This window comes from Mycobacterium sp. NGS54, assembly GCF_059812465.1.
On sequence record NZ_JCALCS010000001.1, the window covers coordinates 979861 to 992512 of the forward strand.

Annotated in this window: 16 protein-coding genes; 9 read left to right on the plus strand and 7 right to left on the minus strand. The window is 68.6% G+C overall.

Features of this window, described 5'->3' with window-relative positions; all coding sequences use genetic code 11:
- The first annotated feature begins 142 nt into the window (after window positions 1–142).
- Window positions 143–811: an envelope biogenesis lipoprotein LpqN gene (gene lpqN / locus AC5Y5E_RS04855; RefSeq protein ID WP_499901791.1), complete on the plus strand. Its 669-nt coding sequence runs from the start codon at window positions 143–145 to the stop codon at window positions 809–811.
- A gap of 76 nt (window positions 812–887) precedes the next feature.
- Complete coding sequence (locus AC5Y5E_RS04860) at window positions 888–1373, plus strand: hypothetical protein (protein ID WP_499901792.1); 486 nt, start codon at window positions 888–890, stop codon at window positions 1371–1373.
- A 13-nt stretch (window positions 1374–1386) separates the two neighbouring features.
- Here AC5Y5E_RS04860 and AC5Y5E_RS04865 read toward each other — a convergent pair whose 3' ends face one another.
- The 4 genes from AC5Y5E_RS04865 to galT all read right to left on the minus strand — a co-directional run bounded on the left by AC5Y5E_RS04865 (window position 1387) and on the right by galT (window position 4270).
- The gene (locus tag AC5Y5E_RS04865; protein ID WP_499901884.1) at window positions 1387–1752 is read right to left on the minus strand and encodes a type II toxin-antitoxin system PemK/MazF family toxin; all 366 of its coding nucleotides are present in this window, start codon (window positions 1750–1752) and stop codon (window positions 1387–1389) included.
- Entirely contained in the window at window positions 1739–1966 is a 228-nt protein-coding gene (locus AC5Y5E_RS04870; RefSeq protein WP_499901793.1) for a ribbon-helix-helix domain-containing protein, read from the minus strand. The genes AC5Y5E_RS04865 and AC5Y5E_RS04870 overlap by 14 nt, the downstream gene beginning before the upstream one ends.
- A gap of 127 nt (window positions 1967–2093) precedes the next feature.
- Complete coding sequence (locus AC5Y5E_RS04875) at window positions 2094–3191, minus strand: galactokinase (protein ID WP_499901794.1); 1098 nt, start codon at window positions 3189–3191, stop codon at window positions 2094–2096.
- Window positions 3188–4270, minus strand: a complete 1083-nt coding sequence (gene galT / locus AC5Y5E_RS04880) for a galactose-1-phosphate uridylyltransferase (protein WP_499901795.1) — start codon at window positions 4268–4270, stop codon at window positions 3188–3190. The genes AC5Y5E_RS04875 and galT overlap by 4 nt, the downstream gene beginning before the upstream one ends.
- Before the next feature lie 147 nt (window positions 4271–4417).
- Between galT and AC5Y5E_RS04885 the strand changes: the two genes are divergently transcribed.
- Window positions 4418–6526, plus strand: a complete 2109-nt coding sequence (locus AC5Y5E_RS04885; RefSeq protein ID WP_499901796.1) for an FUSC family protein — start codon at window positions 4418–4420, stop codon at window positions 6524–6526.
- Here the strand turns inward: AC5Y5E_RS04885 and AC5Y5E_RS04890 are convergent.
- The 3 genes from AC5Y5E_RS04890 to AC5Y5E_RS04900 form a co-directional block, all read right to left on the minus strand.
- Window positions 6496–6897 carry a hypothetical protein gene (locus AC5Y5E_RS04890; RefSeq protein ID WP_499901797.1) on the minus strand — a complete coding sequence of 134 codons (402 nt, stop codon included), beginning with the start codon at window positions 6895–6897 and terminating at the stop codon, window positions 6496–6498. The two genes, AC5Y5E_RS04885 and AC5Y5E_RS04890, sit on opposite strands and share 31 nt — an antisense overlap.
- Window positions 6898–6930: 33 nt before the next feature.
- Entirely contained in the window at window positions 6931–7302 is a 372-nt protein-coding gene (locus AC5Y5E_RS04895; RefSeq protein WP_499901798.1) for a hypothetical protein, read from the minus strand.
- Window positions 7303–7434: 132 nt separating this feature from the next.
- On the minus strand, window positions 7435–7842 hold the full coding sequence (locus AC5Y5E_RS04900) for a MerR family transcriptional regulator (protein ID WP_499901799.1): 408 nt from the start codon (window positions 7840–7842) through the stop codon (window positions 7435–7437).
- A 61-nt stretch (window positions 7843–7903) separates the two neighbouring features.
- On the opposite strand from AC5Y5E_RS04900, the gene AC5Y5E_RS04905 reads away from it, so the two are divergent.
- The 6 genes from AC5Y5E_RS04905 to AC5Y5E_RS04930 all read left to right on the plus strand — a co-directional run bounded on the left by AC5Y5E_RS04905 (window position 7904) and on the right by AC5Y5E_RS04930 (window position 12609).
- Window positions 7904–8230, plus strand: a complete 327-nt coding sequence (locus tag AC5Y5E_RS04905; protein ID WP_499901800.1) for a hypothetical protein — start codon at window positions 7904–7906, stop codon at window positions 8228–8230.
- Window positions 8227–8592, plus strand: a complete 366-nt coding sequence (locus AC5Y5E_RS04910) for a SpoIIAA family protein (RefSeq protein ID WP_499901801.1) — start codon at window positions 8227–8229, stop codon at window positions 8590–8592. The genes AC5Y5E_RS04905 and AC5Y5E_RS04910 overlap by 4 nt, the downstream gene beginning before the upstream one ends.
- Before the next feature lie 53 nt (window positions 8593–8645).
- A complete protein-coding gene (locus tag AC5Y5E_RS04915) occupies window positions 8646–9515 on the plus strand; it encodes an NYN domain-containing protein (RefSeq protein WP_499901802.1) in 870 nt (289 codons plus the stop codon).
- 23 nt (window positions 9516–9538) lie between these two features.
- Window positions 9539–10741, plus strand: coding sequence for an MFS transporter (locus AC5Y5E_RS04920; RefSeq protein ID WP_499901803.1), 1203 nt, complete (start codon window positions 9539–9541; stop codon window positions 10739–10741).
- 12 nt (window positions 10742–10753) lie between these two features.
- Window positions 10754–11221: a nuclear transport factor 2 family protein gene (locus AC5Y5E_RS04925; protein WP_499901804.1), complete on the plus strand. Its 468-nt coding sequence runs from the start codon at window positions 10754–10756 to the stop codon at window positions 11219–11221.
- A gap of 158 nt (window positions 11222–11379) precedes the next feature.
- On the plus strand, window positions 11380–12609 hold the full coding sequence (locus tag AC5Y5E_RS04930; protein WP_499901805.1) for a cytochrome P450: 1230 nt from the start codon (window positions 11380–11382) through the stop codon (window positions 12607–12609).
- The last annotated feature ends 43 nt before the right edge of the window (window positions 12610–12652 follow it).

Consider the following 12652-nt stretch of genomic DNA (forward strand, 5'->3'; position numbering starts at 1 on the left):
CTGCATAACCGCCTCTTCGTGCGTTATTTCGGCGATGCCGGGAGTTCGGAAAATCCGCTAGCAACGTTTGCCACCCTCGTCGGCTAGTCTCATTCCGCGTGGCCGGCGCTGGTGCCGGCCCTAGGTTGGGGAGATTTGATTGATGAAACACTTGACCGCAGCAACGGTTACCGTGGCGCTGAGTCTGGCGCTCGTGGCGTGCGGCTCCGGCAACAAGTCAGCACCGTCGACATCGACATCCACCTCGACGTCCACGTCGACGTCCACGTCGACAACCTCCGCGACGCCGACCGCGCAGGGCGGCCCGACGATCGCCGACTACATCCGGGACAGCCACATCACGGAGACCCCGGTGCACCACGGCGATCCAGGACCCAACGTCGACCTGCCGGTGCCCGCGGGCTGGCAGCTCAACCAGAACGCCGGCACGTCCTATGGCGGCATCGTCTTGGCGCAGCCGTCCAATCCGTCCGATCCCCCCACCATCTCGGCGCTCTACTCGAAACTGACCGGTGACGTCGACCCGGCGAAGATCATCCAATACGCCCCCAACGAGGTACTGGGACTGCCCGGCTATCAGGGCACCGGCAACGGCCGGGCCTCGACGCTCGGGGGTTTTCAGGCCTGGCAGATCAAGGGCTCGTACCAGAAGGACGGCAAGACCCGGGCCGTCGCGCAGAAGACGGTGGTGATTCCCAGCCAGGGCGCGGTGTTCGTGCTGCAGCTCAACGCCGACGCGCTGCAGGCCGATGAGGCGCCGTTGATGGACGCCGCCAACATCATCGACGACCAAACGACCATCACCCCCTGATCGTCGGCCGCCTTTCGGGGCGCCGCGGCGGTGAACTCGCTACGCCGCGGCGCCCGATTGGCCTTACGGTGTTGGCATGCCAGAACAGTCGCATGCGATAGACGCCGGACATCCGCCGTCGGCACTACTGCGTCTCGTCAACCCGGTGCTCGGGTTCCTGCTCCGCACCCCGCTCGCCGGACCGGCACGCAAGCAGCTGATGGTGTTGAGCTTCACCGGGCGAAAGACGGGGCGGCCGTTCACAATTCCCGTGAGCGCCCACGTGATCGACCATGATCTGTACGCGCTGACCGGCGCCCCGTGGAAACAGAACTTCCGCGACGGCGCGGCGGCCAGCGTCGTCTACGACGGCAAGACGACGGCCATGCGCGGCGAGCTCATCCGCGACCGCACCATCGTCTCCGACCTTTTCCACCGCTGCGCGGAGTCCTACGGCGTGCAGCGCGCGCAGCGAATGATCGGACTGAAGTTCCGCGACCAGCGGATTCCGAGCCGCGAGGAGTTCGCCGAAGCCGTCGACCGGATGCACCTCGGCGCCGTCAAGTTCACGCCGGCCGGCTAAGGATTGCGGTTCGTCAGGGGCCGCGGGGAACGTCAAGACCAAGGTGAAGCCTCAGCGCATTGTCGAGATCGATGAGTTCACGCGGGGAGATTCGACCGATTCGATGGATCAGTCGTTGTGTCGCAACGGATCTGACCTGTTCGGCTTGGGCCTTCGAATCGAGAGTGAGCCCACTGGCGGGCGCCGCCAATCGCACCTGAAACGGGTAGACCTTGTCGACATTGCCGCTCACCGGTACGACAGTGACCACCCCGCGACCGAGGCGCGAAGCCGTGGCGTTCGCCCGATCGTTGCTGACGATGACGGCAGGCCGCTTCTTGTTCGCCTCACTGCCGCGGACTGGATCGAGGTCGACTTGCCAGATTTCACCTCGCCTCATCGTCGATGCCATCTCCGCTGGTGGATTCCCACTCGCCTTGGTCGTCGCTGGACCATTCGCCCCAGGCCTGCTCGTAGTCGTCCTCGAGAGCGGGATAGCGCAGCAGCTGGACCGCGCGCTGCACCCCCGCCGAACGAGAAGGCAGCCCAGCCTCTTGCACGTAGGCGTCGAGCACCGCAACGTCTTCCTCCGAGAGGCTCACGCTGAGTTTCACGCCTCGATACTACTAAGGTAGGAAGATGGTAGCAGCGATTTCTACCGTACTCGAGACCGCCGGTGAACGCCGGGCCGTTGACGGCGCCGATCACGGGGTGCGCATCTGGCCGACGCGAGGGGCTGCGTCATGGGCCTTCCTCGAGCCCCGCGCCCGCGCCCGCGCGGGTTCGGGTGATGATCGGCCGCGGGTGACCCGCCGCGAGCGTCGTCCGTCGCACCGCATCGGCGACCGCGTCCGCCCGGCGATCCGGCACCAACGCGATCACGCAGCCGCCGAATCCGCCGCCGGTCATCCGGGCGCCCAAGGCACCGGCGCGCACCGCGGTATCGGCGATCAGATCGATGTGTTCGGTGGTGATTTGAAAGTCGTCGCGCATGGAGACGTGCGATGAGGTCAGGATGTGGCCGGCTTCGACGAAGTCCGAATCGCTCAATGCCGCAACGAAATCGAGCACCCTGCCGTTCTCGGTGAGGACGTGGCGCGCGCGCCGGGCGTCGATCGGGTTGCCGACGGCGTCCAACTCCGCGCGCCCCCGGTCCCAGACTTCACGCAACGACGACGCCCGCAGGTCGGCGGCCGCGCGCTCGCACGATTTGCGCCGGGCGGCGTATTCGCCGCCGGCGTGAGAGTGCCGCGCCCTGGAGTCGATCAGCAGCAGGGTGACCCCGGACGCTTCCGGTTCGAAGGCCACCGGCGTGACGGTGAGGTCGCGAAAGTCGATCAACAGCGCCGTCGACGGTTCCCCGAACAGCGAGGCCAGCTGGTCGAGCAAACCCGTTGGGGCGCCAACATAATCGTTCTCGGCGCGCTGGGCCAGCCGCGCCTGCTCTTTTTCGTCGATGCGCATACCCGCGGCCGCCGCGAGCGCGCCCAGGACCGCGCATTCCAGTGCCGCCGAGGAGGACAGGCCCGATCCCATCTCCACCTCGCTGGTGATCGACATCGTGCCGCCGGGTATCGGTTGGCCGGTTTGACGCAACGCCCACACCACCCCGGCGACGTAGGCGGCCCAGCCCTCCACCTGGCCGGGGACGGTGTCGAGCGGAAACCGCACCGCGCCCTGCGCGCGCAGGCTGTGCACGGTGATCGCATCGGTACGGTCGGGCGCGAACGTCACCACGGTGCGCTGCGGCAGCGCGATCGGCAGCGCGAACCCGAGGTTGTAGTCGGTGTGCTCCCCGATCAGGTTGACCCGCCCGGGCGCGGCGTAGCGGACGGTCATCGGAGCTCCCGCAGCCGCGCGGCCACGGCCTCGGGCGTGACGTCGCTGATGAATGCGTCCATCGCCGATTCGGAGGCGGCCAAATACTTGAGCTTGGTCGCGCTGCGCCGGATCGACATCAGCTCGACGTGAAAGTAGCCGTCGGCCTGGGCGTCGGTGCCGGCGTACTGGTGCAGCGCCGAAATGTAGGGCAGGGGACCCGAATACATCCGGTCGAACCGCCCCAGCACGTCGAGGTAGATGAGCGCGAACGCGTTTAACTCGTCCTCGCCGAGCTCGACGAGGTTGTGCACGAACCTGTTCGGGTAGATGTGCACCTCGACCGGCCAGCGCGCCGCGAACGGCACGAACGCCGTGAACCGCTCGGTGCGCGCGACGATGCGAGAGCCGTCGGCGACCTCGCGCGCCAGCAGGTCGGCAAAGAGGTTGGAGCCGTGGCGCATTCGATGCTCGCCCGCCTGCGCCAGCATGCCGGCGGTTCGCGGCGTCAGGAACGGGTAGCCGTAGATCTGACCGTGCGGGTGGGTAAGCGTCACCCCGATTTCCTCGCCGCGGTTTTCGAAACAGAACACCTGCTCGATGCCCGGCGCGGCCAGCAAGTCCGCCGTGCGGTGCCGCCACGCCTCGACGACCAGCCGGGCGTGCGCGGGTTCCAGCTGCGCGAACGACCCGGTGTGGTCACTGGAAAAGCAGATCACCTCGCAGCGGCCGCTGCCCGGTGCCGACACGAAGCCGTCCCCGTCGGGCGCACCGACGGGCCGCCCGCCGCCGGACAGGCTCGGGAACCGGTTTTCGAAAACCACGACGTCGTAGTCCGGGGCGGGCACCTCGCTGGTCAGGCCGGTCGGTCCCGGACACAGCGGGCACTGGTCGGCCGGCGGCTTGTAGGTGCGGTCCTGGCGCAACGCCGCGACGATCACCCATTGCCCCGTCGACCGGTCGAACCGCAGCTGCGAGGAGTCCGGGGCGCGCGGCGGCAACGGCCTGCGGTCCTCGACCGGCGCCGGGCGGTGGCCGGGCAGCGCGAAGAACAGCAGATCCCGGCCGTCGGCCAGCGTTGCCCGCGTAGGCGCTGTCACGACGTCGAAGACTAGCCTGGGCGGCCCGGCGCGGTTCGGGTAGCCATGTGATGTCGCGCCGGCAGGAGGGGGGACCCCATAACTGTTCTCTACGAAAGGGCCCGGGACTGGTGGATCGGGTCGGATCCCGGCCTGCTGCGGCTCCGAATGGCGACGCGCACCACCGCCGCACTGAGCTGTTCGCTGCTGATCATGTACGTGGTGACCCGGGCGGCGGGGCAGCCCCTGACGGTGGCCCTGCTCGGCGTCGTCATCACCATGGTCGCGGCGCGGTCCGTCAACGAGCCCGACCCCCGACGACAGCGGGTCACGATGGCGCTGCTGCCGCTGCCCGCCACGGTGTCCATCACCATGGCGGTACTGCTGGCGCCGCACCCCGTCGCCAGCGACGCCGCGTTCGTGGGCGTCGTCTTCGCCGCCGTGTACGTTCGGCGCTTCGGGCCCCGCGGGCGGGCATTGGGCATGGTCGCGTTCATGTCCTACTTCTTCACTCTGTATCTGCGAGCGAGCATTTCGGAGTTGCCCTGGTTGATCGGGGCGGTCGTGGTCGGGACGCTGTGCACGTTCGTCATGAGCGCCTGCGTCTTCCCCGATCGGCCCGAAGGCGTGCTGCGCGCCACCGTTCGCGCGTTGCGGGCGCGGATGGCGATCGTGGTCGACACCACCGCCGACGCCGTGCGCACCGGCCGCTTCGACGAACGGCGCCGCCGCCGGATGCGCGCCCGCACCATCCGGCTCAACGAGACGGCCCTGATGGTGCAGGGCCAGATCGAGGACAAGGCCGATCCCGCCGTGCTGTGGCCCGGGGTCACCAGCGAACAACTGGCCCCCTGGCTGTTCGACGCCGAGCTGGCAATCGAATGGGTCGCCACCGCGGGTCGACGGGCGGCCCTCTCCGCCGACATCCCCACCCGCACCCGCCTCGAATTGGTCGGGGCGCTGGCGCAGCTGGCGCGGGCGATCCGCACGCCACAGGCCGGCGGGCTCGGCCGGGCCGCGAGCCAGGCGCAGCGGATCCTCGACGAGCAGGCCGACGCGGCTGAGGACCCGGCCGTGCAGCGGCTGGCGCTGGCGATCATCAACGCCGCCAGGGCGACGGCGGAGGTCCGGGCCATCGTCGAAGGCGCCGCCGCGGGCAGGGCGCCTGCGCCGCCACCCGCGAGTGCGCCGGCCCCGGCCCCCGACGCCTCCGAGCGGGGCCTGCGGCCGACCACCCGGCAGGCCATCCAGGTGTCGGTCGCCGCGTCGCTGGCGATACTCACCGGTGAGCTGGTGTCACCGGCCCGCTGGTACTGGGCGGTGATCGCAGCGTTCGTGCTGTTCGCGGGCACCAACTCCTGGGGCGAAACGCTGACGAAGGGCTGGCAGCGGCTGCTCGGCACTTTGCTGGGCGTGCCCTGCGGCATGCTGGTCGCCACGCTTTTCGCCGGAGACGCGACCGCCTCGCTGGTCGCGATCTTCGTCTGCCTGTTCTGCGCGTTCTATTTCATGACCGTCACGTACAGCCTGATGACCTTCTGGATCACCACGACGCTGGCACTGCTGTATGGCCTGCTGGGCCAATTCTCCTTCGGCGTGCTGATGCTGCGGATCGAAGAGACCGCGATCGGGGCCGTCATCGGCGTGGCCGTGGCGATCCTGGTGCTGCCCACCCACACCCGGACGACCATCCGCACCGACAGCCGCGCCTTCTTGACCGACCTGTCCGCGCTGATCGAGATCTCCACGGCGACGATGTTCGGCGGGGACGAGGCGGTGAGCCCGACCGAGCAGGCGCGCATGCTCGACCGGGCGCTGCAGCAATTCCGGGTCAGCGCCAAGCCGCTGCTGGCGGGGGTCGGGGGGTTCGCCGGCCGTCGCAGCATCCGGCGCGCCCTGCGGATATTCGCCGCCTGCGATCGTTACGGGCGGAGCCTGGCGCGCAGCGCCGAGCAGTACCAGGATCCGATCGGATTAGAAGGCCTGGCAACGGATTTCATGGCAGCGGCGGCGCGGACCCGAAGCAACATCGACGCACTGCGCGCCGTGATCGACGGCGCCGAGGGCGTGATCGTCAACTCCGCGACCGACGATCTCGACGTCGCCGAGACCGCGGCCCGGCATCACGACGGCGCGGGCGCCGAGCTCGGCGCCGACGCCCGGCCGTTGCTCACCGCGGTGCACGCGCTTCGCCAGATCGATCGGGCGATCATCACCGGGGCCACCAACCTCGGCGCGCGCGACGGCTACAGCCCGGGCAGGCAGAAGGGGAAGTAGCACGGCTGATTGGGGCCCTGAGCCTTTCTGAGGAGATCACCCAGATGGAGAATTGACGGCAACAGTTCCGCTTCCACCCCCGGCTTTTGGTCCTCGGGCAGATTGCGGGTGTCCATGTCCACTTTGGTGACCTGCTGCTGTAGTCCCGCTATCCGCTCGTTTCGCTGCTGCGGGGTGAGGTTCTCCCAGTTGGCGTCCAGGTCGGCGATCTGGCGCCGCAGCTCTTCGGCCTCCGCCCTGGGGTCGGGTGGAGGGGGCGGCTGCAGCGGGTAAACGTGGCCCAGCGCCGGTGGCGGCGTGGCCGCGGCTAGCGCCGGGCTCATGGTCGCCAGCAGCGCTCCGGCCACCAGCACAGCTTCGACGGTCGCCATGATTCTCATTGGAAAACACCACATTTCGTGTTACTACGGCGCGAACGCGCAGATGAATCCGAGCACCCGCTCGCACTCTTCGCGGGTGCGGAAGACCGGCGGCGGCGGGGGCGGCGGAGGCCCCTCGACGATGTTGTCGGGGCAACCGCCGTAATACCCGGGGGGACACTGCTCGTGATAGACGTGGCAGACGTTCAGGTCCCACCCGGTGGCCCGCAAACCGGGCCACACATAGTCGCCCGGACACCAGCGCATCCCGGGACCGTGGTAGCAGCCCGTCCTCGACGAGCAGTGGTCCTCGTCGGCACGGGCGGTCGCAGCGGCCGGCCCCGCACCAACCGTCGCGAACCCGCCTGCGAGCACGGCGCTCGCGACAACCCATTTCAGCATGCCGGTGGCGTACATGCGCTCAGGTTCCCGCACACCGCTTGCCGGATTTTCACTGAATTCTTGCGAAATTCTTGCGGTCGACCGGCCGTGAACAGCCGTCCGGTCAGGGCGGGTCCGGCGATGTCGGCTCCTGGCTGGCGGCACAGCCTAGTCGGCGCGGTAAAAACTTTCCAGCACAACGCATTCCGGTCCGGGCCCGCCCGCGCAGTCGGTCTTCGCGGCCTCAATCAGCCGGACGATGCTGCTTTCCAGTGCGTGCAGCTCCGCCAGCTTCGCGTGTACCGTCGCCAGGTGGGTCTCGGCCAAGTCACGGGCCTCTAGGCAGGAGCGGGCATCGTCCTGAGCCAGCGCGACGAGAACTCGAACCTGCTCGACCGGGAAGCCGAAGTCGCGGCAGCGCCGGACGAAGGTCAGCCGCCGCACGTCGTCGCCGTCATAGCGGCGCTGACCACCCACCCGCCTCGGGTTGGGCAGCAGACCGATCTCCTCGTAGTAGCGGATCGCCGGGGCGGTCGTTCCCGTTCTGTCGGCGAGCTCGCTGATTTTGAGAGCCATATCCCCATGCTCCCGCTCTCGCCCTTGACCCTCAACCCACTTGAGGTACGACGCTAAAGTCATGACCGCAGAAGTGGAACCGGTGCAATTCGTCTGCACGCTCACGGTCGACGGACACACTGCCCGGATCGCGTGGATCCGAGAGCTCAACGAGGCGGCACTGAAGGGCTACGCCCGCGACGGCCGCCGGATGCGACTGAGGTACCGCCCTGCTGCCACCGCCCAGGTGCGGGAGTTCGTCCGCCGCGAACGGCAATGTTGCGCCTTCCTGCGCTTCGCCACCGAGGAACACCCGGACGCGTTCGTCGTAATCATCGACGCCCCAACCGGACTCGACTCCGTCGCCGACGCGCTGTTCGCGCCCTATACCCCAGGACCGAACCGATGATCGAAGTGATGCGCGAAAGCGAGGGCAACGTGCTGGGCCTGTGCGCGACGGGAAAACTCACCGTGCTCGACTACCGCGAGACACTGGCGCCCGCGGTGCGAACGTTGCTCGACCGTTTCGGCACCTTGAAAGTGCTGTTCCTGCTGGATGAACCTTTCCGCGGATGGGACCTGCGCGCCGCGTGGGCCAACACCGTCTTTGATGTCAAGCATCGCAACGACTTCGACAAGGTCGCGGTAGTCGGCGCGCCACGGTGGGAGCAATGGTGCGTCAATGTCGCTGCTTCGCTGCTGATGGGCGGAGAGTTGCGGACCTATGACCGCGAACGGTTAGACGTCGCGTGGCAGTGGGTGCGAATGTAAGGCTTCGGCAAGGGGCTGTTATTCGGATCCCGCCATCGGACAAGATGGGTGCCATGACCGAACCGGCGATGACCCGCGTGGCGGTCTACCTCGATTTCGACAACATCGTGATCTCGCGGTACGACCAGGTGAACGGGCGCAATTCGTTCCAGCGGGACAAGGCCGGCGGGCTCGATCCCGAACGGCTGGCCCGGGCCACCGTCGACGTCGGGGCGATCATCGACTTCGCGTCGTCGTTCGGGACGCTGGTGCTCACCCGCGCCTACGCGGACTGGTCGGCCGACGTCAACGCCGGGTACCGCGGACAGCTGGTGGCCCGCGCGGTCGACCTGGTCCAGCTGTTCCCGGCGGCGGCCTACGGCAAGAACGGCGCCGACATCCGGCTGGCCGTGGACGCGGTCGAGGACATGTTCCGGCTGCCGGATCTGACCCACGTGGTGATCGTGGCCGGCGACTCCGACTACATCCCGCTGGCGCAGCGTTGTAAGCGGCTCGGCCGGTACGCGGTCGGCATCGGGGTCGCCGGCTCGTCGAGCCGGGCGCTGGCGGCCGCCTGCGACGAGTTCGTCATCTACGACGCGCTGCCCGGTGTTCCGGTGTTCGAGCCCGAGCCGGATAAACCGAAGAAGGCGAGCGGCCGCACCAAGGCGGACAAGCGCGAGGAACCGGACGAGGCACCCGATCCGCAGGCCGCCGCCACCGCGCTGCTGATGCGCGCGCTGCAGATCGGGCTGGAGAAAGAGGACGTCGACTGGCTGCACAACTCGGCCGTCAAGGCGCAGATGAAGCGGATGGACCCGTCGTTCAGCGAGAAGTCTTTGGGTTTCAAGTCATTCAGTGACTTCCTGCGGTCGCGGTCCGACGTCGTCGAGCTGGACGAGAGCTCGACGACCCGGATGGTGCGGTTGCGCGGAAAGGACTGAGCGCCTCCCCTACGCTGACCACCGTGAGACAGGAAGCGACCCGACCCAAACGCTCGTGGCCGTCCTGGCTCACCCGCAACGTCCGGGTACTCTCCGGGGTCTCGTTCCTGCAGGACACCGCCAGCGAACTGCTGTATCCGCTGTTGCCGATCTATCTGACGGCCGTGCTCGGCGCGCCGCCGTCCGTGGTGGGAGCCGTCGAGGGGGTGGCCGAGGGGGCGTCGTCGCTCACGAAACTCGCGGCCGGCCCGCTCGGCGACAGGTTCGCGCGGCGCCCGCTGATCGCCGCCGGTTACGGGATGGCGGCGCTCGGCAAGATCATCATCGCGGTGGCCGGGGCGTGGCCGGGTGTGCTCGCGGGTCGCGTCGTCGACCGGCTCGGCAAGGGCATTCGCGGCGCGCCGCGCGACGCGCTGCTGGTCGACGAGGTGGCCGAAGCAGCGCGCGGCCGGGTGTTCGGCTTCCACCGCGCGATGGACACCCTGGGCGCCGTCGTCGGTCCGCTGCTCGGGCTGGTGGGCTACGAGCTGCTCGACCACCGGATCCCGCCGTTGCTGTACGTCGCCATCGTGCCCGCCGTCCTCAGCGTGGCCCTCGTCTTCCTCGCGCGCGAGCGCAGCCGTCCCGCCGCGCGGCCGCAACGGCGGTCCATGTGGGCCGGTGTGCGCACGTTGCCGCGGCCGTACTGGCGGGTCGCCGCGCTGCTCGTCGGCTTCAGCTTGGTGAATTTCCCGGACGCCTTGTTGTTGTTGCGCCTCAACGAGATCGGCTTCTCGGTGATCGAGGTGATTCTGGCCTATGTCGGATACAACTTGGTGTACGCGCTGGCTAGCTACCCGGCCGGAGCGCTCGCGGACCGCATCGGCAAGCCGGCCTTGTTCGGCCTCGGTCTGGCATTCTTCGCGATCGGCTACACCGGGCTGGGCCTGACCACCGACCTGGTGACGGCCTGGCTGCTGATCGGCGCCTACGGCGTGTTCACCGGGTGCACCGACGGCGTCGGGAAGGCCTGGATCTCGGGCCTGGTCGGCCAGGAGCATCAGGCGAGCGCCCAGGGCGTGTTCCAGGGCGCCACCGGCCTGGCCGTGCTGGTGGCAGGATTGTGGGCGGGCTTGCTGTGGGGCTCGAACGGGCAACTGCCATTGCTCATTTCGGGAATCACCGGCGGCGTGTTCGCTTTGGTGCTGATCGGCGGCCAGCTGGCTCGCGGCGCGAAACAGGGGTAGGTTCCGGTGGCCATGTTGCGGCGCCCGCTTGCGGACAGCGTGGAGGTGAGAGCGCCCGCGCTGGCCGCGCTCGCCGTCATGGCCGTGGGTCGGCTTCCCGTCTCGGCGCGTCGGCGCGTGCTGCGGGGCGCGTTCGAACGGGCCCGCGACGCCTTCAATCGCGGTGACCTGGAGGCGGTATTCGGGCTGTTCGCCGAGGACGTCGAGTATGGACCGCCGCCGCCGCTGTACTCCGGAGACGTGCTGCGGGGCCGCGACGCCGTGTTCGACTTCTGGCGCGCGGTCTTCGATCGTTACGACGAGAACACCATCGAGAACTTGTCCTTGGACGAGACGGCGCCCGGGTCGTTCGTGCGCCGGGCGCGGCTGCACCACCGAACGAGCGCGGCCGGTGCATCTCTCGACTACGTGGTGGTGCAGACCACCTACCTGAGGCGCGGTCGGGTGGTGCGACAGATCAACGTCCTAGAAGACCGCTAGGCTCCCTCACGGCAATACACGGAACGCATCGATGTATGGCGGTCCACCGCGTGGGGGCCTGCGGCCTCGCGGCAAAGTCAATGGTGGGCAACCAGATATCGTTGACAGTCTTCCGGCGTGGCCATACATTGTGACAAAGTCGTCGCGAGGAGACCGTCATGACCGTCGGTGCCGCTCCCCCAAGCGTTTTCGATGCTGACCTGCCGACGCTCGAGTATGGCGCCGAGGAAACTCCCGCCGACGTGTATCCGCGGCTGCAAGCGGCGCAGCGACAGGCCCCGGTCGCGCTGGGACCGTTCGGGCCCGAGGTGCTGTCCTACCACCTCGTCCGGTCCGTCCTTCGGGACCCGCGCTTCCAGATCCCGCCCGGCATAAACCTGCTCGCCCAGGGCATCACCTCGGGCCCGTTGTGGGACAAGGTGGTCAACAGCCTGCTGTGCCTGGAGGGCGACGCGCACCAACGGCTGCGCAGCCTGACATCCAAGGCGTTCACGCCCCGCGCGACGCTGCGCCTGCACGACACCATGGTCGCGGTGATGAACGAGCTGGTCGATAAGGTCATCGACGCGGGCCGCTGCGACGTGGTCGCCGACCTCGCGCGCCCCTACCCCGTCCCGATCATCTGCGCGTTGCTCGGAGCACCTCGCGCGGATTGGCAACAGTTTTCGTTATGGGCCGACGACGTGTTCAAGGCCTTCACCTTCACGGTCGATGTCCGCGAGGTCGAACCCGTCGTGATGCGCGCGTGGCGGGAGCTCGACGACTACGTCGACGACATGGTCGCCCGGCGCCGCAACAGCCTCACCGACGACCTGCTGTCCGACCTCATTCGCGCCGAGGATGACGGCGACCGCCTCAACGCCGCCGAACTGCGCATGCTGGCCGGCGGCCTGCTACTCGCGGGCACGGACACCACGCGCAACCAGGTGGCCGCATCGGTGCAGGTCCTGTGCGAGCACCCGGAGCAGTGGGCGCTGCTCAAGGAGCACCCCGAGCTGGCGATGCCGGCGGTGGAGGAGACGATGCGCCACTCGCCGATCGCGGGCGGCACCCTGCGGCTGGTGGCCCGGGACGCGGAGCTGGACGGCTACCTCTTCCCCGCCGGCACCATGGTCCTGGTGAATACCGCTGCGGCCAACCGTGATCCGGCGGTCTACAACGAGCCGGACCGCGTCGACATCACGCGCGCCGGTGCGCCGCCGATCTTGACGTTCGGCGGCGGCGCGCACTACTGCCTGGGCGCCAACCTGGCCCGCCGCGAGATCGCCGAGGCGCTCAACGTCCTCGCTAGCCGGCTACCGAACCCGCGGATCGCCGGACCGGTGCCCTGGAAGCCGATGGTCAGCCTGAGCGGCCCGCTGAGCCTGCCCATCGAGTTCGACGCCTAGTGACGGCCTCTGCTCGAGCAGACGCAGAATCGCATGATCTCGC